The organism is Prevotella melaninogenica ATCC 25845 (assembly GCF_000144405.1).
In the GTDB taxonomy this organism is placed as follows: domain Bacteria; phylum Bacteroidota; class Bacteroidia; order Bacteroidales; family Bacteroidaceae; genus Prevotella; species Prevotella melaninogenica.
Window position 1 is genome coordinate 227,688 of the sequence record NC_014370.1, and the last position, 22,811, is coordinate 250,498.

At 42.1% G+C, this 22,811-nt stretch carries 14 protein-coding genes and 1 tRNA gene; 11 read left to right on the forward strand and 4 right to left on the reverse strand.

The window, feature by feature from the left end; all coding sequences use genetic code 11:
• Positions 1-70: 70 nt before the first annotated feature.
• The 3 genes from HMPREF0659_RS00790 to HMPREF0659_RS00800 form a co-directional block, all read right to left on the reverse strand.
• Complete coding sequence (locus HMPREF0659_RS00790; RefSeq protein ID WP_013264365.1) at positions 71-2,764, reverse strand: 4-alpha-glucanotransferase; 2,694 nt, start codon at positions 2,762-2,764, stop codon at positions 71-73.
• Between the two features lie 659 nt (positions 2,765-3,423).
• Positions 3,424-4,758, reverse strand: a complete 1,335-nt coding sequence (locus HMPREF0659_RS00795) for an SLC45 family MFS transporter (RefSeq protein WP_013264983.1) — start codon at positions 4,756-4,758, stop codon at positions 3,424-3,426.
• Between the two features lie 281 nt (positions 4,759-5,039).
• Complete coding sequence (locus tag HMPREF0659_RS00800) at positions 5,040-6,065, reverse strand: LacI family DNA-binding transcriptional regulator (RefSeq protein WP_013264135.1); 1,026 nt, start codon at positions 6,063-6,065, stop codon at positions 5,040-5,042.
• Between the two features lie 281 nt (positions 6,066-6,346).
• On the opposite strand from HMPREF0659_RS00800, the gene HMPREF0659_RS00805 reads away from it, so the two are divergent.
• The 8 genes from HMPREF0659_RS00805 (at position 6,347) to HMPREF0659_RS00840 (ending at position 18,261) form a co-directional block, all read left to right on the forward strand.
• Complete coding sequence (locus HMPREF0659_RS00805) at positions 6,347-9,412, forward strand: SusC/RagA family TonB-linked outer membrane protein (RefSeq protein ID WP_013264965.1); 3,066 nt, start codon at positions 6,347-6,349, stop codon at positions 9,410-9,412.
• 21 nt (positions 9,413-9,433) lie between these two features.
• Positions 9,434-11,065, forward strand: a complete 1,632-nt coding sequence (locus tag HMPREF0659_RS00810; RefSeq protein ID WP_013264021.1) for a RagB/SusD family nutrient uptake outer membrane protein — start codon at positions 9,434-9,436, stop codon at positions 11,063-11,065.
• Between the two features lie 279 nt (positions 11,066-11,344).
• A complete protein-coding gene (locus HMPREF0659_RS00815; protein ID WP_013263971.1) occupies positions 11,345-12,523 on the forward strand; it encodes a SusE domain-containing protein in 1,179 nt (392 codons plus the stop codon).
• An 82-nt stretch (positions 12,524-12,605) separates the two neighbouring features.
• On the forward strand, positions 12,606-13,613 hold the full coding sequence (locus HMPREF0659_RS00820) for an Outer membrane protein SusF domain-containing protein (protein WP_013264542.1): 1,008 nt from the start codon (positions 12,606-12,608) through the stop codon (positions 13,611-13,613).
• A gap of 288 nt (positions 13,614-13,901) precedes the next feature.
• On the forward strand, positions 13,902-15,878 hold the full coding sequence (locus HMPREF0659_RS00825) for an alpha-amylase family glycosyl hydrolase (RefSeq protein ID WP_013264350.1): 1,977 nt from the start codon (positions 13,902-13,904) through the stop codon (positions 15,876-15,878).
• A gap of 462 nt (positions 15,879-16,340) precedes the next feature.
• Entirely contained in the window at positions 16,341-16,709 is a 369-nt protein-coding gene (locus tag HMPREF0659_RS00830; RefSeq protein ID WP_009010935.1) for a desulfoferrodoxin family protein, read from the forward strand.
• 207 nt (positions 16,710-16,916) lie between these two features.
• The gene (locus HMPREF0659_RS00835; RefSeq protein WP_013263850.1) at positions 16,917-17,303 is read left to right on the forward strand and encodes an ISAon1 family transposase N-terminal region protein; all 387 of its coding nucleotides are present in this window, start codon (positions 16,917-16,919) and stop codon (positions 17,301-17,303) included.
• Positions 17,269-18,261, forward strand: coding sequence for an ISAon1 family transposase (locus tag HMPREF0659_RS00840; RefSeq protein ID WP_013264964.1), 993 nt, complete (start codon positions 17,269-17,271; stop codon positions 18,259-18,261). Before HMPREF0659_RS00835 ends, HMPREF0659_RS00840 begins: the two co-directional genes overlap by 35 nt.
• A gap of 111 nt (positions 18,262-18,372) precedes the next feature.
• Here the strand turns inward: HMPREF0659_RS00840 and HMPREF0659_RS00845 are convergent.
• Positions 18,373-18,446 (reverse strand) — tRNA-Asn (locus HMPREF0659_RS00845).
• 196 nt (positions 18,447-18,642) lie between these two features.
• On the opposite strand from HMPREF0659_RS00845, the gene HMPREF0659_RS00850 reads away from it, so the two are divergent.
• The 3 genes from HMPREF0659_RS00850 to rimP all read left to right on the forward strand — a co-directional run bounded on the left by HMPREF0659_RS00850 (position 18,643) and on the right by rimP (position 22,809).
• Positions 18,643-20,391: a S41 family peptidase gene (locus HMPREF0659_RS00850; protein ID WP_013264281.1), complete on the forward strand. Its 1,749-nt coding sequence runs from the start codon at positions 18,643-18,645 to the stop codon at positions 20,389-20,391.
• A 332-nt stretch (positions 20,392-20,723) separates the two neighbouring features.
• A complete protein-coding gene (locus tag HMPREF0659_RS00855; protein ID WP_044045952.1) occupies positions 20,724-21,953 on the forward strand; it encodes an alpha/beta hydrolase family protein in 1,230 nt (409 codons plus the stop codon).
• Between the two features lie 388 nt (positions 21,954-22,341).
• Positions 22,342-22,809, forward strand: a complete 468-nt coding sequence (gene rimP / locus HMPREF0659_RS00860) for a ribosome assembly cofactor RimP (RefSeq protein ID WP_004358718.1) — start codon at positions 22,342-22,344, stop codon at positions 22,807-22,809.
• The last annotated feature ends 2 nt before the right edge of the window (positions 22,810-22,811 follow it).

Sequence of the window (22,811 nt, forward strand, 5' to 3'; positions counted from 1 at the left end):
TTGGGTGATGAATTTTAGGTGATGATGGGTTGTTATAATAATTTATAATAGCCATCATCACCTATTCTTTTTATCGACCCGCCTGATTGATAAGGTCTGTTATCTGCTCATTGAAAGATGCATTCTTCATCAAGTCTTCAATGCTGACGTGCATACGGTAACGCCAGTAATGCTTTGGATTAGACGGAACATTGATGCGCTCGGCATTAGGGTCAGCCAAACGCAATTCCTCGTCAATACTCATCCAGTCCTGAATACCGAGGATACAGAGCATACTTGGCGATGTAAGGTGACGGCTAACGATATCTCTTGCCAACCAACCTGGTAATGGGTGAGGAGCAGGACCACCACGATGTAACATGCTATTGAAGTAGTCTTGCGTACGTTCCCAATCTTCATCCCACCACTGACGTAGGGTAGCCATGTCATGAGTAGAGATGGTGCTAACGCTGCGGTAAGGGTTCTCACTAAGATGACCAAAGCGAACTTTAGGGTTCTTAGGCATACTTTGAATCTCAAGACTGAGGATGCGTAGCTCATTCATCACCCATGCCACGCAATCAGGAACCATTCCCAAGTCCTCTGCACAGACAAGCATACGAGTTGCATTAACCAACTTTGGCAGTTTCTTCATAGCTTCCTGATACCAGAACTGGTTGTTACGGCGATAGTAGTAATCGTTGTAAAGCTTATTGAATATAGCCTTATCGCTATCGTAGAGACTCTCGTAGATGAAGTCGAACTGTACGCAGATACGTGGATGGAAGCGGTTTGGATCCTTATGGTCACGAATGAAAAGTACATCACTAATCAAAGCATAGAGTCCGTCACGCAGCCAGATGTCAACATCAGAGTTCTTACCAGCAAAGGCTTTCTCAACCTTTCGCTGTGTATCATACGCTGGACGCATCTTGTATCTGTCGCCCCATACATGTTCCACATACTTCTGTCTTACCTCATCGGCATGCTCACGGAAGATGCGGTCGAGTACCCAATCAGCAATGAATGGCTCGGTGAAGAGTTCTTCCTGCCAATGTAGACCGTAGCCTTCAATCTCCTCACGAGTCATACCAAGTGATGGAGCGAACTGACCGAGCAATCCGTGTACTGAATGAATAGGAATCTCCCAGATACGGAAGAAGCCGAGTACGTGGTCGATACGATAAGCATCAAAGTACTGTGCCATGTTCTGGAAGCGGTTTACCCACCACTGACAACCATCCTTTATCATCTCGTCCCAGTTGTAAGTAGGGAACCCCCAGTTCTGACCATTCACTGAGAAGTCATCAGGTGGAGCACCCGCCTGCCCGTTAAGGTTGAAGTAACGTGGTTCTGTCCATACGTCACAGCCATAGCGGTTGACACCAATAGGGATGTCACCCTTGAGGATTATCTTATGAGCCTGTGCATATTCGTGTACCGCTTTCAGCTGACTACTCAATACGAACTGTACATAATAGAAGAAAGCTACTTCTTTGTAAGCCTTGTTCTTAGGGTTAGACAATGCCTTGCGGTCAGCCTCATCCCATTGTTTATGGTCTGGCCAATGAGAGAAATCGGCTGTTCCGAACTTGTCTCTCAAATAAGAATACTGTGCGTAAGGCACAAGCCAACTCTCTGTCTCAGCAAAGAATCTCTTGAAAGCACTGCTTTCGAGTACCTTTCCACCCTCCTGTTCAAAGAGCAGACGGAGGTATTCTGTCTTTGCATCGTTCACACGCTCATAGTCAATCTGTGGCAGTGCGTTAAGCTCTTTACGTAGTTTCTCGAACTTCTCACTCTGCTTCTTGTCCTTCAGTGCAGGTAATGCTGTAAGGTCAGCATACTGTGGGTGGAGGGCAAAGATAGAAATACAGCTATATGGATAAGAGTCTGTCCAAGTGTGTGTAATTGTTGTGTCGTTGATAGGAAGAATCTGCAGCGCACGCTGGTGGGTCTTACTTATCCAGTCAACCATCTTCTTCAAATCGCCAAAGTCACCGATACCGAAACTTGTCTCCGAACGAAGTGAGAATACAGGTACCAATGTTCCTGCAACACGAACAGCTGGGAGAGGGAAAGAAGCCTCTGTCAACTCATAGACAACGACGTCGCCTTCATCCATTGTTGGCAATAGTAAGGTACGGTTGTCGCTATATTCCCAAACGAGATTCTCATTACTATCATTGCTCTTGATGAAGAACTTCACTTCAATCTGGTCACCAACAAGTTTGGTAGCATCTAAGGTATAGCTCCACTCGTTGATATTATGCTGTGCCATCTTCAGTGCCTTCTTCACGTTCCAAGCACCTAATGCAGGCTCAGCACCTACGAGATAAAGCTCATCCGTTGCACCTAACTGTGGCGCACGCACCTTCAGTGTGACAGCTTTGTTATAGTTATTGAGTTTTCCCTTCACTAACTTCTTACCCGCAACACAATCGGTGATAGCAGAAGTATAGAGATAAGCATTGTCCGGAATGTCACTCCAATGGTCGTAAACACGATAATTAAAACTGCGTTCTGTATCAAAATCCAGTCGGTGATTGATTACGCCCCATTCTTTTCGCTGTTCATTATTACCACAGAGAATGCTGTAGAAATAATCGATATGCGTTCCCGGCTTTGCATCCTTCTTCACTTCCACCTCCCAGTGGTAGCCGTCAGATGTGCGCATTCTGTACTGTGAGGCCTCTATAGCCCCATTGTGTTGACCTGTAATAATATTCAAGACAAGGTCTTGTCCGTAATAGGTCTGGTAGTCTATGTGAAACTGTATGTTCATAGAGTTGGGTAGTTATTTTGCCTCAAAGATAATAATATTAATTAGAAAAAGCAATACCCTTTTACATGATTTATATCAATTTATATGCAATCGTTTGCATAATGATAGATTGGTGATAATTCATGGCTAATGAACTAACGCTCTATAAGTATAAATAAAACCTTATTTTCGATGCTTTCTAACGCTACTTTGCTTTTGTGTTAGTGCTTAGCACCAATGGTGCGCACGCTCAACACCAATGGTGCGGGGCTGCAACACAGTCGTTAGAAACGGTAAACGAATTTTGGGTTTAGGACTATATGGCTTGTAAACTGGGAATAGCAAGCTGATAAGAGGATGTTTGTTAGCTGATGTTAGCTATTTATTTGATATAGGAAAGAATGCTCTATTGAGATTGATTTCTCAGTGGTTTATCATTTCTTTTCATGGTGATAAATATTTATTTACGTGAGAAGAAATATTTATTTTCATGAAGAAAAATATTTCTTTTCATGAAAATAACTTGTTGGTGAGGGTAGAGTGGTAGTAAGTTGTTGGTAGAAAAGGTTTATTTAGAAGAGCGATAAGAGGTGTAAAAAGTGTTTGTAGAAAAGGAAAAAGGTGTACTGAAACGCTTTTCAGTACACCCTTAAATTCAGAGAGATTATAAAAAAGTTATGTTACCCTTGTTCCGCAGGACGGCGTACCTTTATAATTCCAACGGACATTGCACCGAGGAAGAGGGAAACGCCTGCTACAATCATCATATTACTTTGTACGGAACCAACCATCTGAAGGAGTACTCCGCCAATAGCCGCAGCGATAATTTGTGGAATACAGATGGTACCGTTGAACAATCCGAGATAAGTTCCCAAGTGGCCATAGCCCTCGAGTGCATTTGTCACCAAGGTAAATGGCATTGCCAATATGGCTGCCCAAGCACATCCGATGAGGATGAATGGGATGAACATTACATATTGATTGTGGATGAAGGCTGCGAGGACAAAGCCTGCTGCACCTAAGATAAGTGAGAAGGAGTATGCGAGTTTTGTGTTCTTGAACTGTGGAAGAACCATTGCCCAAGCCACTGAACCAATCGCCTGAATGGCAAAGAGAATACCTACCCAGTTGCCTGCTTCTTGATATCCCTTTGTCATTGTTGCATCATGTGCAAGCATATCCACACCCCAACAGTTAGCTGCTACGGTTCCGTTGGTGTAAGTCCACATATACATAAAGGCAAACCAGCAGAAGAACTGTACTAAACCAACTTTCCAGAAGGTAGGTGGTGCAATTTTTAATAAGGTGAAGACATTAGACTTTGAAGTATCATCTTTCTTCTCTACTGAATGGTATTCGGCATAAACCTTTGGTGGCATCTCCTTTACCTTGGCTGTGGTATAGATAACACAAAGGATGAGGATGGCTGCACCGATATAGAAAGAATAGACCACTGAGTCTGGAACAACACCCGATGGAGCTTGGTTAGAGATACCTAAGAAAGTGAAGAAGAATGGGAAGACATAGCCTGCGATGGAGCCAGCATTGCAGAGGAAGCTCTGAATAGAGTAGGCGAGTGTCTTCTGTTTCTCGTTGACCATATCGCCCACCAACATCTTAAAGGGTTGCATAGCCATATTGATACTTGTGTCGAGGAACATCAATGAGACAAGTCCAAACACCATAGCCGTTGAGACAGCCATACCTAAAGAACCTGCATTCGGAAGTAGGCACATCACGAGAACAGACATGGCAGCACCAACAAAGAGATAAGGGATGCGACGTCCGAAGCGTGTCCACGTCATGTCAGAGAGTGTTCCTACAATCGGCTGTACGACAATACCCATCAATGGAGGGAGTATCCAGAAGTAACTAAGATTGTGAGGGTCAGCACCTAATGTCGCAAAAATGCGTGAGATGTTGGCACTCTGCAGCGCGTACGCAATCTGCACTCCAAAGAATCCAAAGCTGAGATTCCAAAGTTGCCAGAAGCTTAAGTTAGGTTTTTGTTTCATTGTTATGTTAGTTTTTGTGCTCCTTAAGTCCCTCTGGCGAGGGGATGGGAAGCTTGTGTTGTTTGTTTTCTTTTGAAGAGAGGATTATTAGGCTGATTGGACTGATTAGGCAAATAAGCCCAATATTCTCCTCCCTAAGGCCCTCTTGCGAGGGAGTGTGAAGCCTGTTTTGCCTTTTCTTTTTTAAGAGAGGTCTATTAGGCTAATTGGGCTAATTAGGCTTATTAGCCCAATTCAGTCCCCAGCACTCCCCTCCTTTGGAGGGGTTGGGGGAGGTTCCCTCACCTCGTTGTCCCTCTGATAATCAGTCTTGTCTTCACCACACGTTTCTCAACTCGATTCTTAGGAAGTCTTCCTTCCACTTGATCGATGAGAATACTCGCAGCCTCTTCACCCACGCGGACTCCTCTTTGTTCAACTGTTGTCAGCATTGGGTCGCAGGCAATGGCACGTTGTCCGTTTGTGAAACCACAGATAGAGACGTCTTCTGGCACACGGAAACCTAAGCGTTTGCAGGAGTAGAGGATACCGATAGCTGTGTCATCATTGACGGCAAAGAAGGCATCTGGTGGTTCAGAAAGTCGCATCACGCTTGGAGTGATAAGCTCAGCGTCTGCCCTATTGTCGCAATTCTTAATCAGTTGCTCGTTAGGGTGCATGCCATTCTTCAGTAAGGCATCAAGATATCCGTTATAACGGTTCTTTGCGATTTGCATGGTTAGCGAAGTACCATAATAAGCAATACGCTTGCAACCTGTGTTTATAAGATGTGTGACGGCGGAAAAGGCCCCCATATAGTCATCAACAACCACTCGACTGGCATTTACACCCGTACTGATACGATCGTAGAAAACCAAAGGTACACCCTTATCTATGAGTGTTTGGAAATGGTCGTATTTGGTTGTATTCTTCGCTTGAGAAACAATGATGCCACAAACCTTACTCTCCGAAAATGCTCGACAGATTTTCACTTCGTCCTCATAGTTCTCTCGGCTCTGTGCAACCATAATTCGATAGCCACGTGAAGAAGCCTCTTCTTCGATGCCAGAAAGGATAGATGAGAAGTAGAAATGGTCAAGTTGCGGAATGATTACGCCGATAATCTTAATCGGTTGTACCTTACTTTTGCGCAGACTCTCTGCAAGGATGTTTGGGTAGAAGTTATGTTCTTGTGCATACTTCTTTATTGCCTCACGTTTTTCTGCAGAGATACGAGGGCTATCTTTGAGCGCACGAGAGACGGTAGCAACCGAAACACCAAGGTCTCGGGCTATATCCTTCATTGTTATGTTGGTTGAGTCACTCATGCGATTTAGCTTTGTCTTTAGTCTGCTAATTGTTTTATTACGCAAATATACATATTTTCTATAACTTCTTTGACCTATATCAATTTATTTATCTCTTATTTATTTGTGCAATCGTTTGCATTGCTTAAAATACAAATTCAAAGCAAAAATAGTATAAAGTAGCTTAATCTCAACTAACTTTGCAGCAGAGTAAGCCCATAAAACGGCTATTAACCTAACTTTGATAAAGCTAAACGAATATTACTTTAATCAATTTATAAATTACTTTAACAATAACAAAGATGAAGCAGGTAAAATGCAAATTTCCTGTTAGGATATTGACTCTATTGTTGGGTCTATTCCTTTCAGTCAGTGCCTTTGCGCAGTCTACGATTACAGGACAGGTGAAGGATGCTACTGGTGAGCCAGTCATTGGTGCTTCTGTCCTTATCAATGGGACAAGTAATGGTACAGTGACCGACCTTGATGGTAACTTCTCTATCAGCGTACAGCCGGGTGCTACTTTGACAATCTCTTACATTGGTTTCCAAAAACAACAGGTAGCTGCAGCCAATGGTATGGTAATTACACTTCAGGAAGACCAAGCACAGCAGATGAATGAGGTTGTTGTTATTGGTTACGGTGCTGTTAAGAAGAGTGACCTTACGGGTTCTGTGACAGCCTTGAAACCTGATAGCAAGAATAAGGGTCTTGTTGTTAATGCACAGGATATGCTTGCTGGTAAGGTTGCCGGTGTGAGTGTAACGAGCGATGGTGGCACTCCTGGTGGCGGTGCTAACATTCGTATTCGTGGTGGTTCTTCTTTGAACGCATCTAACAATCCATTGATTGTGATTGATGGTGTGGCTATGGACCAGACAGGTATTAAGGGTGTTAGCAATCCTTTGTCACTTGTAAACCCACAGGATATTGAGTCTTTCAACGTTTTGAAGGATGCTTCTGCTACTGCAATCTATGGTTCTCGTGGTTCAAATGGTGTTATCATCATTACAACTAAGAAGGGACGTCGTGGTTTGCAGGTGTCTTATAATGGTAGCTTTACCGTTAGTAAGAATTCAAAGAACCTTGATGTCTTGTCTGCTGATGAGTATCGTAGCCTCATAGCAAACAAGTTTGGTACTGATCTTTATACCCTCGATGCTAATGGTAATCAAGTTCCAACAGCTTACTCACGCCTTGGTAAGGCTAATACAAACTGGCAGAACGAAATCTTCCGTACTGCTTTTAGCCACGATCATAACGTAGCCGTTTCTGGTCAAGTTGCTAACTGGTTGCCTTATCGTGTTAGTGCAGGCTACACAAATCAGCAGGGTATCATCAAGACTTCTAACTTTGAGCGTTTCACTGGAGCGTTGACATTGAGTCCTTCTTTCTTGAATGACCACTTGAAGGTTACGTTGAATGCTAAGGGAATGTGGACAAAGAATCGCTATGCTGATGGTGAGGCTATCAAGGCAGCACGTCAGTTTGACCCAACACAGCCAGTCTATGCGGCTGGTTATGATAACTTCGGTGGCTACTATCAGTGGCTTGATGATGGTACAGCGCTCAATGATAGCAGTTGGCCAAAGACCTATTATTCATTGGCAACAAAGAACCCTGTGTCTATTCTTAACCTAAAGAACGACCGTGCTATCAGCCGCGACTTCCTTGGTAGTGCCGATGTTGATTATAAAGTTCATGGCTTTGAAGACCTCCGTTTCCACGTTACTGCAGGTGTTGATGTTGCTAAGGGACGTCAGGTAACAGATGTTGATCCAGCCTCTCCACAGGCTATCTATTATGGTTCTTATGGATGGGAGTCACAGTTGAAACGTAACATGCAGCTCTCTGCATACGCTCAGTACTACCACGATTTCAATGATAAAGCAAAGAATCACTTCGATATCATGGCTGGTTATGAGTGGGCACACTTCTGGCATAACACTAATAACGCTTATTGGAGTTACTATCCATCAACAAACGGTGATGCAACTCTTGCTGGCAAACAACGCAACTATGCACCTTATTTCTATGCGACAGAGAACTATCTTGTATCCTTCTTCGGCCGTGCAAACTGGTCTTTGATGGACGGTCGTTATATGGTAACAGCAACCGTACGTAATGATGGTTCTTCACGTTTCAAGGAGCATTGGGCAACGTTCCCATCATTCGCTTTTGCATGGCGTATCAATGAAGAGAACCTTTTCAAGCAGATTGACTGGTTGTCAGACTTGAAACTTCGCCTTAGCTGGGGTATGACTGGTCAGCAGGAAGGTATCGGCGACTATAATTACTTTGCTATATACGAAATGAATAAAGGTAATGAATCTTACTATCCAATCGCTGGTGATGGCTCTTTGGCTCGTCCAAAGGCATACGATCCAAACTTGAAGTGGGAGACTACTACCTCTTATAATGTAGGACTTGATTGGGGTATTCTCAAGCAGCGCCTCACAGGTAGCGTTGATTGGTACTATCGCAAGACCAACGACCTGCTCAACAATGCAACCGTACCAGCAGGTGCTAACTTCCGTAATCAGGTAATGAGCAACATTGGTTCTATGTATAATATGGGTGTTGAAACAAGTCTCCACTGGTTGGCAGTGAACGCTAAGGACTTCAACTGGACAATGGATTACAACTTCACCTATAACTATAATAAGATTACGAACCTCAATGGTGGTAGCGATCCAAACTATTTCGTACCAACAGGAGGTATCTCTGCTGGTACTGGTGGTAACATCCAGGCACAGCATGTAGGTAATGCAGTTAACTCTTTCCACGTATTCCAGCAGGCATATGATAAGAATGGCAAGCCGTTGGAGGGTGTAGTTGTCGACCGCAACAGCGATGGTAAGATTACCGATGCAGATAAGTACTACTACAAGGCACCTGCAGCACCAGTAACGATGGGCTTTGCTTCTCGTTTCGAGTATCGTAACTGGGACCTTGGTTTCGCACTCCGTGCAAGTCTTGGTAACTATGTTTACAATGATGCTTTTGCAAGTACTTCTAATATGTCTAACTCAGAAATATATGTAAAGAGCAAGTTCCTCGTGAACCGTCCTACAGATGTAGTAGCAGACAACTGGTTGTCAACCGAGACTACATCTACTCAGACAGACTACTGGGTACAGAATGCTTCTTTCTTGAAGTTGGATAATGTAACCTTGGGTTATAGCTTCGCTAATCTTCTCAAGCAGGGTTCATGGAATGGTATTACTGGTCGTATTTATGGAACTGTGAATAACGTGTTCTGCCTTACTAAGTATAAAGGTCTCGACCCAGAGGTGTTCAATGGTATTGACAACAACCTCTATCCACGTCCAATCTCATTCATCTTGGGTTTGAACCTGAATTTCTAAATCTATAAAAGAGTAAAGACAATGAATACTAAATTCAAATATATATTCTCTACAGCAGCACTTTTGCTGTCAGTAGGGTTCACCTCTTGTACAGGCGATTTGGATGTAAAACCAATTGATCCAAACCTTAATACAAAGGAAAATACGTCGCCAGAAAGCGCATTCAATAAGTGTTATGCTCATATTGCTATGGCTGGTAACGGTGGAGCTAATGGTGATAGCGATGTTGACGGTATCGATGGTGGAACCAGTGGTTACGTACGTCAGCTATTCAATTCACAGGAGTTGACCACCGATGAGGCTATCTGCGCATGGGGTGATGAAGGTATTTCTAACATGAACTTCGATAGTTATGACGCTTCACATCCAATGTTGAAGGGTTTTTACTATCGTCTTTATGCGGGTATCACCTATTGCAATCAGTATCTTGCAGACTTCGGTGACTACAATGCAACGATGTCAGCAGAGGTTCGTTTCATCCGTGCTTTGAATTATTACTATCTCTTGGACGGATGGGGTAATGTTCCTTTCACAACAGCAATATCTTCTGCTAAGCCAGCTCGCATCCAGCGTGCAGACCTTTATAAGTGGCTTATTGATGAATTGAAGAATGAGGTTGAGCCTAATTTGAACGATGCAAGTCCTAAGACTTCAGCCACTACTGGTTATGGTCGTGTCGACAAAGCTGCTGCTTGGATGCTCTTGGCTCGTCTTTATATGAATGCTGAGGTTTATACAGGTACTGCTGATTGGGCTAATGCTAAGTTATATGCAAAGAAGGTTATCGACTCTCCTTATAAGCTCTATACCACCAAGAAGGGTCAGTGGAGTGCTTATCAGCAGCTTTTCATGGGCGATAATGGTGAGAATGGTGCTTCTGTTGAGGCTATCTTCCCAATCCTTCAGGATGGTTTGAAGACAACTTCATATGGTACAACCCTCTACCTTATGGCTGGTTCTAACGATAACAGCGAGCATATCAAGAGTGCTACTATTGCTGGTAACAGCACAACTGGCGGTTGGGCTGGTAACCGTATGCGTACAGACCTCGTATTGAAGTTCTTCCCAAATAACGATGCTCCTAATGTTGCTGCATACGCTATGCCAGCAGCAGCTGATGACGATCGTGCCCTCTTCGATGGTGAAGGTCGTAATGTAAGCAATGGTGACGATGAGAAGGGTGTAAAGGTATTTACCAATGGATTCTCTGTTTGTAAGTTTAATAACTTCAAGACGGACGGCAGTGCAGGTCATAACTCGCTCTTCCCAGATGCCGACTTCTTCCTCATGCGTGCTGCTGAGGCTTACTTGATGTATGCTGAAGCAGATGCACGTCAGAACAATGGAACGACAACTGCACAGGGAACTGCTTATATCAATGCGCTCCGTACGCGTGCTAATGCTACTACTCAGACCGCTTATTCACTCCGCCAGATTTGTGACGAGTGGAGTCGTGAGTTCTACTTCGAAGGCTTGCGTCGTACAACACTTATCCGTTTCGGCTACTTTGGTGGTAATGTTAATTACAACTGGAGTTGGAAGGGTGGTGTGAAGAACGGCCGTAACTTCGACTCTCACCTTAACCTCTTCCCAATTCCGACAAGTGATTTGGTTGCTAACGAAGCCAACTTGATTCAGAATCCAGGGTATTAATTAAGGTGTAATCAATGGCCGGAAGGTCTGATGAAAACTGAGAATTAACTTCTTGGAAATCATCTACGGCAAATTCTTTTCATGAAAATAAATATTTTTCTTCATGAAAATAAATATTTCCACTCGTGAAAATAATTATTTCTTTTCATGAAAAGAATTCGCCAACAAGACTTCAACATGACCTATTTCATGGTTAATAAAGACGTTCTTGGGACTTAAAAGGCATTGAAAAGACGTGCTACTGAATAATAGAAATAAAACGATTAAAGAATAATCAATATGAAATCAATAATTAAGTCATCGTTGCTGTTGTGTGCAGGTGTGGCACTGTTCTCTGCCTGTGACAAGGACTTGGACAATAATCCAGTTCTTCAGTCACCAAAGACATTTGTTCTGAACACACCAGCTTACGCTGCACAAACAATAGATTTAAAGGTTGCTGAGAGCCTGAAGTTCACATGGTCGCAGCCTGAATACGGTTTCCCTGTAGCTGCTGAATATGGTATGCAGTTCTCAACTACCAACACTTGGACAAAGTCTGTGGACGCTGTTGTTGATATGGATGCTGAACGTGGTAACTATGCTGCTGTTGGTTCGCCAACAGGTACAGCTTCTACCTCTGTTCCTGCAGCCGACCTTGCAACGGCTATTCAGAAGATGGAACGCTATGAGGAAACTACTGTCCCTGCAACACAGGAACTCTACGCACGTGTTTACTCATTAGTAAATGGTGATACAATCTACTCTAACCCTGTAAAGATGAGTGTTGCTCCTTATTATGTTGAGCTTTCTGACGCTCCTGTTGAGACTTGGTATCTCATCGGTGGTAACTTCGGTGATGGCTCATGGGGCAATAGTCAGGTGGTTCCATTGTTGCCAATGGAAGGTCAGGAGTATGATAAGAAGACTGGTAAGGGCGTAATTTCTTGGACTGGTTACCTGTCAACAGCAGGCTTCAAACTGAAGAAGAACCCAGAGAATTGGGATGCTGGTCAGGTTGGTCAGGGCGCAAGCTATGGCGAGTTCCTTTATAATGATGGCGGTTCTTCTGATATCAAGGTCCCAACAGCTGGTTACTATACCATTACTTTTGATACTAAGAATGTGAAACTGACAATCGCAGAGTACACTGGTGCTACACCTACTGTTTACAACTCTATGGGTCTTCCGGGTAAGCATGACAGCTGGAATGCTGCAGGAACACCAATGACTGCACAGACAACTGTTGTAGAGAATCATGATTGGAAGGCTACTGTGACCTTCAATGAGAAGTCTACTGGTGCTGATGGTGAGGGTTGTAAGTTCGCTGCTAACGGTACTTGGGACGTAAACTGGGGTTCTGAAGCATTCCCATATGGTGTTGCAACGAAGGGCGGTAAGAATGTTCGCAATGGTAAGGGTACTTACACTGTTTACTTCAACGACATCACTGGTCAGTATTCTTTCGTAAAGCAGTAATTTATTAAAGATGATAATAGAGGGTGTGTCAGCAGGCACAATTAGTATGACACACCCTTATCACATAACAAGAAGAATCGAAATGAAGAAATTATTAATCATGGCAAGTGCCGCATTGCTACTTGCTTCTTGCGGTAGCGATGAATATGAAGCATGGACTGCACCACAGAGTAACAGCGCAGAGACTGCCAGTACGGTTACGTTTACTGTAAACCAAGCAGCTGCCATCGACTTCAATACTGCAACAGCAGACTCTGTTCAGCTGTTTGTTCCAAAGGTTGTCTCAACGGATTCTGTCGTTTCTCAGACCTTGACGGCTGTACTTTCTTATAATAGTAAGACCGCAACCCTTAACGCAAGTAAAGAGGGTAAGGTGAAGAGTACAGAACTTATTTCTGCCGTAGAGAGCCTCTATGGTAAGAATGGCAACCTACATCAGGTGCCTATTACTGTGACTGATAAAGTAAAGTTGCTCCGTGGTGAGGGCTTCAGCCTTTCACAGAGTGTGACTGCAAACGTAACTTGTGTTGCACCAGCCTTCACTCAGTATCTTTATATGTCAGGTGATGCTAACGGCTGGTCATTCAGCAATCCGCTTTATAGCGCAGCTGCTGATGGTAAGTACACTGGCTTTATGTATCTCAATCAGAATGGCTTTAAGTTCGCAACTCAGCAGGATTGGAACGGTACTGACTATGGTACTGGTCTCGTAGAGAAGGGTAGTAATATCGTGTTGACTGAACCAGCAGGTTTCTATAAGGTGGATATTGACCTCACATCACAGGCATTGACCTACACAGCTATCAATCGCGTTGGTATTATTGGTTCTGCAACTCCAAACGGATGGAACAGCGATCAGGCAATGACCTATAATGCTACTGAGAAGTGTTGGGAGATAAAGGGCATCACACTGACTGCAGGTGAGATGAAGTTCCGTGCTAACAATGATTGGGTATTAGACTGGGGTGGCTCATTAACTGATATTACTTTCAAGGGTGGTAACATCAATGTTGCAGCTGGTAAGTATAATATCAAACTCTATCTCTTGTGTGATACGAAGTCACACTGTACAATGGAACTTGTTCCTTAATGACTTGAATTTAGGTAAAACGATAAGAGTGTGTCGAAGGATTGTTCGACACACTCTTTCTTTTTTATGGCTTTTGAAGAGGAAACTATTGAGTACTTGGGGCTTAGTTTTCTGTTCATGAAAGTGCAAACGATTGCATTTTAAAATACTTAGATACACAGTTGTTTGCGAATATTGTGTTTGGTAAATCATTATCTTTGTACACATAGACTGTAAACAACTAAAAACAAAATCTATATGAAACGTAAACTCGTGTTTTTATATGCCTTAGTATGCTCCCTTTGTGCCATGTCACAGGGTTGGCCTGCTGGTTATGGTGGTGTAATGCTACAGGGTTTTTATTGGGATTCGTTCGACGATTCGCAGTGGACAGTGCTGGAGAAGAAAGCTAATGACTTCTCTGGTTATTTCGATCTTGTATGGGTTCCGCAGAGTGGTAAGGCTGCTGCAACGAAGTCGATGGGTTATGATCCACTCTATTACTTCAATCAGAACTCATCGTTCGGTACTGAGGCAGAGTTGAGGAGTATGATTACTACCTTTAAAAATAAGCAGATTGGTACGATTGCCGATGTGGTTATCAATCATCATGGAACGAATAATGGATGGTTTGGTTTCCCTGCAGAAGTTTATAAGGGAGTGACTTATCAAAACCTTTCTACGGATGTTTGTGCTGATGATGACGGTGGAGCAGCTGCTACAGAAGCAAGAAAAACGGGCACTCAACTTAGTCAGAACAATGACGAAGGAGAAGGTTGGGGCGGTATGCGCGACCTTGATCATAAGAGTGCGAACGTTCAGAAGATTGTTAAGGCATACGAAAACTATTTGCTTAACGACCTTGGTTATGCTGGCTTCCGTTATGATATGGTGAAGGGATTTGCCGCTTCTCATGTTGGTGATTATAATACAGCGGCTAACGTTACTTATTCTGTAGGTGAGTATTGGGACGGCAATGCGAATACTGTAAAGGCATGGATTGATGCCACAGGAAAACGTAGTGCTGCCTTCGACTTTGCTTTCCGCTATGCTGTTCGTGATGCTATTAATCAGAATGATTGGCGTGTTCTTAATGATACAAGACCTACAGGGCTTAATATAGATAATGGTGCTTATAAGCAATATGCTGTTACCTTTGTAGAAAATCATGATGTTCAAGATAGAGGAACGACGAGCGGTTACACCCCAGACCCTATCCGTAAGGATACGTTGGCAGCCAATGCTTATCTCTTGGCAATGCCCGGAACACCTTGTGTTTTCTATACCCACTACCTTGCTTATCCAAAGGAAATAAAGGCAATGATTGATGCTCGTAAATTAGCTGGGGTAACGAATACGAGCAGTTATCTGGTCTATCGTACTTCAAAGGATTATTATGCCAATGTTGTTACAGGTACGAATGGAAAGCTCTTGGTCGTTGTGGGTAACAATGCTAACCAACTAATAGTTCCTACTTCACGTTATACTAAGTTGTTGAGTGGTTATCACTACGCTTATTATTTGACTAATGATGCTGAGACCCCTTGGGTTGATAAGGCGAGTGGTCAGTATGAAGTAGAGAACTTAAAAGTTAAACTAACTGCGGTGTCTGCCAATGCGGGAGCTAAACTTGTTTATACAACGGATGGCACAACACCAACGGCAAGCAGCACTCAGGTAGCTTCAGGAACGGAGATAACCCTTCCAGAGGGTGAAACAACCTTGAAGGTGGCATTGTTGGCAGGTGGTGTAGTGGGTAAGGTTATCACTCGCAGCTATCAGGTTACGGCCCCTATTCCCTTCACACCAGAGACGATTCGGGTTTATGTGAATACTGATCAGGTGAATTGGAAGACATACGTGAATTATCATTCATGGGGTGGTGCGCACACAGCAACGGCATGGCCGGGAGATAAGGTTACTTCAAAGACAATCCTGAATGGTAAGACTTGGTTCTATAAAGACTATACGCTCACAAAAGCTGATGATTATGTGAACTTTGTTTTTAGTATTGGTAGCGCATCAAATGCCAGTGATAATCAAAGTTTAGACATCGAGCGCGTGAAGAAAACGTCTTACCTTGTTATCTCATCAACAAAGGAGAATGGTAAGTATGTAGTCAATAACGTGACGAGCGAAGTTCTTGGTATTGAGGGAGTTGAGGTTGATACTAAACAGGTCAGGGGCGATAAGTATTATTACACACTCTCTGGTCAGCGACTCACAGGTAAGCCTTCACAGCGTGGCGTTTATATCCATGCAGGCAAGAAGATAGTTGTAAAGTAAGTAAAGCTATCAGATAAAAAGAAAAAAGCATACATTCTTCTCTGTAATATCCTATATTTAAAGGTGTATAAACCTTGAGAAAGTATGTCTTCTTATCACATTAGGTAGACTTACTTTTTGTTTTATATGTTTTTTCTAACGTCATAGGACACTTTTTTATATGATGAGTTCTTTGGTGTTTAGCCCTCCGCACATCGTGTGCTCATGGTTCGCACCATTGGTGTTAGGCGTTAACACCATTGGTGTTAGGCATCTTTTCGATGGTAAAAGATGGTGGGATAGGGTAGAGTTGATAAAGTTTTGATTGATAATAAGGTAAGATATTCTGTAAATACAAGGCAATCATAGAGGCGAGGAAAGTATTAAAGAATGTAAATTTTGTAATGTTTACAAGTGGAAAGTTTGTTTCTTTCGGAAAATAGATATATCTTTGCAGACATAAAACATTAAGAAATAATTATTATGTCAAAGCGAAACGAATTATATAAGTGTTCAGAGAGTGGTCAGATCGTTGAAGTATTAGTAGGCGGTGAGTGTGGTGTTGCTGGTATGGAGCATGTAGTTGAGAATACTACTGATGCTGCTACTGAGAAGCACGTACCAGTTGTTGAGAAGATTGAAGGTGGCTACCGCGTAACTGTTGGTGAGGTTGAGCACCCAATGACAGAGGCTCACTCTATCCTTTGGATTGAGTTGGTAACTAACAACAACGAGGTTCTCCGTAAGTATCTCGAGCCAACAGACCGTCCAGTAGCTGAGTTTAAGACTGATGCTACAGAGGTTTACGCACGTGAGTACTGCAACCTTCATGGTCTTTGGCGCTCAAAGTAAGAGCAACTTTTCAGACTTACATATAATAGTGGGTGTATGAGTCTTCTTAAAAAGGAGAGCATACACCTTTTTTCTTTTCCTTTTTCCTATTTTTCTTTTATTATGTTGGGCTTATTAGCCTAATTAGCCTAATTAGGCTAATAAGAGCTCAGTAGAAAAAAGGTGGGGAAATTTTCTTAATTAATATATTTTTCTTTCCTTTGTATCATGGAAGAAAAATATTTATATCAGTTAGCCGAATTCGTTTTACCCAGTGATGTATTACATTATTTCTCTATTGTTAAGATAGAGTCTGATACTTCATTGTTACGTATTTATCTTGATGAGAAGATGGAGAAAGAACTTTCCGATGATCTTCATTTTGAATCAAAAGGCTTTATGGAAGCTGTCGAGGTGACGGACTTTCCGATTCGTGACCATAAGGTTATTTTGGTTCTTCGTCGACGTCGTTGGATAGATATTCGTACAGGTAAGAGTTTCTCTCTTCCCTTGCAGATAGATATTACAGCCTCCGGCACTCGTTATTCCAAAGAGTTCGGAGCTTTTTTAAAAGAAACGTATGGAGATATCCCCAGTGACCTGCCGTACGCTTGAGGAATTCTATCATATCAATGGACGTAGTTTTGAGAAACAATACAAGGAAACATTAAGTGGTTACAGGTCCTGGGATCAGTTGTCTCATGCTCAGAAGTGGCTTCTCTTTGAGGATAATATTGGTAAGAATATAGCAATAGACGAGACATCCTTGTCCAATGGTGAACTCTATACGATTATCACTAATAGGGACAAACACGGCAAGCAAGGATGTCTTGTAGCCATTGTTGCTGGAACCAAATCCTTGGATGTCTGCAAGGTATTGGATAAGATAGATGAAAAGAAACGGGAAGCCGTAGAAGAGGTCACCTTGGACTTGTCCGATAGCATGCGTAAGATTGTAAGGCATTGTTTTCCAAAGGCTAAACGAGTGATTGATCGCTTTCATATACAGAAACTTGCAAGTGATGCCGTGCAACAGATGAGAATAGAGTATCGCTGGGCAGCTTTACAGCAAGCAAATGACGAGAAAGAGAATGCGAAGTTAGAAAAGATAGCGTATCAACCACTGACTTTTGAAAATGGAGATACACGTAGTGAACTGCTGGTAAGAAGTAGGTACCTGTTGTTCAAATCATCAGAGAAATGGACTGATGAACAGAAACTAAGAGCCAAAATACTGTTCAGAGAATATCCTGACATTAAGAAGGCTTACGGTTTATCACATTCGCTAAGAATGATTTTTGCTAAGAATACTATCAAAGATGCAGCCAGACTATCATTGGCAAAATGGTATAATAACGTCGCAGAAGCTGGTTTTCATTCCTTTAATGTCATTGCTGCAACTTTCTACGAGCATTACGAAGACATACTTAACTTTTATATTAACAGATCTACAAACGCTGCTGCGGAATCCTTCAATGCAAAAATAAAACTATTTAGGGCTAACTTAAGAGGAGTTGTAGATAAAAGTTTCTTTCTTTTTAGGCTTGCCAAAATATATGCCTATCCCCACTAAATATCTACTGTCCCCTAATAAGAGCTAATTTAGAAATTCTTAATAATCTTATCAAAAGCTCTTGAAAGTTATAAAACAAAAAAGGAATTACTTTCGTAATTCCTTTTGATGCGCTCCAGGATGGGCTTGAACCAACGACCCCCTGATTAACAGTCAGGTGCTCTAACCAACTGAGCTACTGAAGCAGTTTGTATTGCTTATTTCTTGTAAGCGGTTGCAAAGGTAGTATGTTTCTTTGAAACTGCCAAATGTTTTTGAAGAAAATTTCAATAAAATCGTAATTTTCTTTATTTTCATTGTCATTAAGGCGTGTTTTCCATTATAATAATGTACTTTTGTCCCGTTATAAGAACATTAAACAACAAACAGATATAATATATAATGAGAAAATTGTTTTTGGCTTTCGGACTCTGGTTGCTAACTTTCAGTGGGTCTGTTATGGCACAAAGCACTGCGGAGAAGGAGCATAACTTCAATGTCGCAAAGAATCTTGAGACTTTTTCGGCTATTTACAAGTATCTTGACTTGATGTATGTTGATAGCCTTAATGCCGACGAGGTAATCGGGACGGGTATCAATTACATGCTCCGTTCGCTCGACCCTTATACAATTTATTATCCAGAGGAGAAGGTGAAAGACCTCGACTTGATGATTTCGGGTAAGTATGCAGGTGTCGGTGCATTGATTCGTTATAATTTCTTATTGAAGAATACGGTGATTGATGAGCCATACGAGAATATGCCTGCTGCGGAAGTTGGTTTGAAGAAGGGTGATGTCATCCTTGCTATTGGCGATTCGTCAATGGTGGGTAAGGATGTTGCATACGTCAGCAATCATCTACGTGGCGATGCTGGTACAACCTTTATCCTGACTATTCAGCGTCCGTCAGTGAATAAGAAGATGAAGTTTAAGATTACTCGTCGTTCTATTCAGCTCCCTGCCGTACCTTATTATGGTGTGCAGGATGGTGGAGTGGGATATCTGAATCTTAACTCTTTCACAACGGGATGTGCTAAGGACGTACGTCGTGCCTTCCTTGATATGAAGAAACAGGGTATGACCTCACTTGTCTTCGACCTCCGTAACAATGGTGGTGGTAGTTTGCAAGAGGCGGTTAACATCGTAAATATGTTTGTACCGAAAGGGATTACACTGGTGAAGACGGTGGGTAAGATGGAACGTGCAAACAAAGAGTATAAGACGACAGTTGAACCTATTGACACCGTTATGCCGATTGTTGTGTTGGTGAATGATGAGACTGCGAGTGCCAGTGAGATTACCAGTGGTAGTCTGCAAGACCTTGATCGTGCGGTAGTTCTCGGTACACGAACCTATGGTAAGGGTCTTGTACAGGTGTCAATGGACCTTCCTTATAATGGAAACTTAAAACTAACGTCAAGTAAGTATTATATTCCAAGTGGGCGTTGCATACAGGCAATCAACTATAAGCATGCAAATGGCGGATATACTGAGCATGTACCAGACTCGCTAACACATGTGTTCCACACAGCAAACGGACGTGAGGTGCGTGATGGTGGTGGTATCAAGCCAGATGTTGAGGTGCGTCCAGACTCTCTACCAAACATTGCTTTTTATCTTGCTTCCTCTGGTCGCGATTCAACAGAGGTAATGTGGAATTGGGAGTTGCAGTATTTGAAGAAGCATCCTACTATTGGTCCTGCAAAGACATTTGTTATTTCAGATGCTGACTTTGAAGACTTCAAGCAAGCAGTGTTGAAGAGTGGATTCAAGTATGACCGTGAGAGTAAGAAATACTTGGAGAATCTTGTAAAGTTGGCTAAGTTCGAAGGCTATTATGATGATGCGAAAGGTGAGTTTGATGCCTTAGAGAAGAAGTTGAATCATAATCTTGCTAAAGACCTTGATTATAACAAGCAAACCCTGAAGAAGGTGTTGACGAGCGACCTCGTTTCAGCTTATTATTACCAGAAAGGCTCCTTGGAGAATAGTCTGCAGTTTGATAAGCAGTGGAAAAAGGCAGTGGAAATCTTGAAGAATCCAGCAGAGTATAAGAAACTCTTGCAGCCTGTTGTTGGTCAGCCTTTGGTTAAACTCGAACCAGCAAGCAATGTAGCTGTTGATAAAAAGCAGAAGTCAAAGGCGAAATAAAGGGAACTTTTTAATAAAAGGAATAAGGCTTATGAGTTCAAGTGGAACTTATAAGCCTTATTCTTATATAGTCATTTTGTGTGTTTGTTTATGGGTTATTTGTAATGTTAATGAACTGCTTTGTGATAGATAATTCTCTTTATATATGAAATATTTTCTTTTAGAAGGATTGACTTATATGTCTTTTTTCTTTATCTTTGCCCTGTGGGAACCTTACTTGTTTGTTATTCAGTGCCAAGGCAAGTGGAGGATGGATGTGAGAACGAGACTTGAAAAAGTTTTTTAAAGTACTTGTTTTGCCTAAAACAGTTTGTACTATAAATTTGATGAATATGAAAAAGAAGATTCTGCTCTTATGTTTGTTGTTTTCGTGGGTTGGAGTTTTTGCACAGAAACCTATGGAAGGCGTGTGGATGGGTAAGTTGAATCTTGGTCCACAATCGTTGACTATTGTGTTGCATGTGAATTGTAATGCACAAGGAAAAGTTGAATGTACGCTCGATAGTCCTGATCAAGGGGCAAAGGGGATAGCGGTAGAAACAGATTACTGCTCGTCTGATTCTATCAGTATAACCCTCGCAAGTTTGGCTCTCAGCTATCAAGGAAAATTGAAAGGGGACGAGATAGTCGGTACTTTTACCCAGGGGCAACCCTTTCCATTAACCTTGAAACGAGGAGAGGAGAAACTAAATCGTCCGCAGAACCCTGTAGCTCCCTATCCATATAAGACAGAAGAAGTGACGTTTAATAATGTGACAGATAAGGCAACACTTGTTGGGACACTCTCATACCCTATTGGTTATAAGAAAGGACAGACCCCTGTTGTGTTGATGGTTACTGGGAGTGGGCAGGAGAACAGAGATGAAGAAGTCTTCGATCATAAGCCTTTCCTTGTTATAGCAGACTATCTGGCACGGAATGGTGTAGCCACTTTGCGTTATGATGACCGTGGTTTTGGTAAATCAACAGGCGGAGATGTGGAACATGCTACGACGCTTGATTTTATGCGAGATGCAATGAGTGGTGTTGAATTTCTGCGTACGTCAAAGCTTTTTGGTAAGGTTGGCGTACTCGGACATAGTGAAGGAGGCTCTATAGCTTTCATGTTGGGAGCGAAAGGGAAAGTAGATTTCGTTATTAGTATGGCTGGTGTTGGCGTGAAAGGAGACACAGCTTTGACAGCACAAACAAATAAGATACTCGAACTAACAGGGCAATCAATGCGTTTCTCTACGCATCAGTATCGTATGAATGCCATTATAAAGAGGTCACCTTGGTTGAACTTCTTTATTGATTATGACCCATCTGCGGATATCTCAAAGACGCTTTGTCCTGTTATGGCTATTAATGGGAGTCGTGATGTTCAGGTGATATCATCGCTGAATCTTACAGGAATTAAGGCTCATCTAAAGAGTAATCCCCAAAACGTTATCAAAGAATATCCATCTCTTAACCATCTTTTCCAACACTGTAAGACCGGAAATGTTTCGGAGTATAGGATGATCGAAGAAACGATCTCGCCAGAAGTCTTGGAAGATATCGTTCGTTTTATCAAACAATAAATACAGAATTCGCAGTTTATTTAGAATTGATAAGTGGTGATATGTGCTTATATGCAGTTGATTTAGTGGATTTTATATGGGCTGTTCATATCTTTTAGTTATCTAAAAAAAGGTTTGCATAGAATTATTTTCATGAAAGGAAGAATTTATTTTCATGAAAAAAAATATTTTTCTTCACGAAAAGAAATATTTTCTTTCATGAAAGAATTTAGAATTCGAAGATTTCTTAGGGGAAGAAAGACCTTGGATATATTTCATCTAAATCGCTTATAAGCAGATAAAAAAGCCGTAAAACATTTGGAATGTGGCGAAAATATTTGTAACTTTGCAAACGTTCAGAGGAATGAGGGGCTTTTAATAGTCCCTCATTTTTCATATTAAAACACTTATGATAGATAAAAACGTTGTAAAAAGTCTTGTTGACGAGTGGCTGGAAGGTAAGGAGTACTTCCTGGTTGACATTCAAATCAGTTCTGACGATAAGATTGTCGTTGAGATTGATCATGCTGATGGCGTGTGGATTGAAGATTGTGTAGAGTTGAGCAAGTATATCGAAGATCGTCTCTCACGTGACGAGGAGGATTACGAACTTGAGGTAGGTTCTGCAGGATTGGGTCAGCCTTTCAAAGTTCCTCAGCAGTATCAGAACTTCATTGGTAAAGAAGTTGAGGTGCTCGGTAAGGACGGAAAGAAAGTCAAAGGCATATTGAAGAGCGTTGATGGTAACGACTTTGTTGTTGCAGTCAATGAGAAGGTACAAGTGGAAGGTAAGAAACGTCCAGTGAAGATGGACGTAGACCATGCGTACAAGATGGATGAAGTAAAATATACAAAATACATAATAAGTTTCAAGTAAAG

Bases quoted from the DNA above. Each gene is read 5' to 3' on its own strand.
- HMPREF0659_RS00810 (WP_013264021.1), top strand. From the start codon at position 9,434: ATGAATACTAAATTCAAATATATATTCTCTACAGCAGCACTTTTGCTG.
- HMPREF0659_RS00790 (WP_013264365.1), bottom strand. From the start codon at position 2,764: ATGAACATACAGTTTCACATAGACTACCAGACCTATTACGGACAAGAC.
- HMPREF0659_RS00815 (WP_013263971.1), top strand. From the start codon at position 11,345: ATGAAATCAATAATTAAGTCATCGTTGCTGTTGTGTGCAGGTGTGGCA.
- HMPREF0659_RS00805 (WP_013264965.1), top strand. From the start codon at position 6,347: ATGAAGCAGGTAAAATGCAAATTTCCTGTTAGGATATTGACTCTATTG.
- HMPREF0659_RS00830 (WP_009010935.1), top strand. From the start codon at position 16,341: ATGTCAAAGCGAAACGAATTATATAAGTGTTCAGAGAGTGGTCAGATC.
- HMPREF0659_RS00840 (WP_013264964.1), top strand. From the start codon at position 17,269: ATGGAGATATCCCCAGTGACCTGCCGTACGCTTGAGGAATTCTATCAT.
- HMPREF0659_RS00825 (WP_013264350.1), top strand. From the start codon at position 13,902: ATGTCACAGGGTTGGCCTGCTGGTTATGGTGGTGTAATGCTACAGGGT.
- HMPREF0659_RS00820 (WP_013264542.1), top strand. From the start codon at position 12,606: ATGAAGAAATTATTAATCATGGCAAGTGCCGCATTGCTACTTGCTTCT.
- HMPREF0659_RS00855 (WP_044045952.1), top strand. From the start codon at position 20,724: ATGAAAAAGAAGATTCTGCTCTTATGTTTGTTGTTTTCGTGGGTTGGA.
- rimP (WP_004358718.1), top strand. From the start codon at position 22,342: ATGATAGATAAAAACGTTGTAAAAAGTCTTGTTGACGAGTGGCTGGAA.
- HMPREF0659_RS00850 (WP_013264281.1), top strand. From the start codon at position 18,643: ATGAGAAAATTGTTTTTGGCTTTCGGACTCTGGTTGCTAACTTTCAGT.
- HMPREF0659_RS00795 (WP_013264983.1), bottom strand. From the start codon at position 4,758: ATGAAACAAAAACCTAACTTAAGCTTCTGGCAACTTTGGAATCTCAGC.
- HMPREF0659_RS00835 (WP_013263850.1), top strand. From the start codon at position 16,917: ATGGAAGAAAAATATTTATATCAGTTAGCCGAATTCGTTTTACCCAGT.
- HMPREF0659_RS00800 (WP_013264135.1), bottom strand. From the start codon at position 6,065: ATGAGTGACTCAACCAACATAACAATGAAGGATATAGCCCGAGACCTT.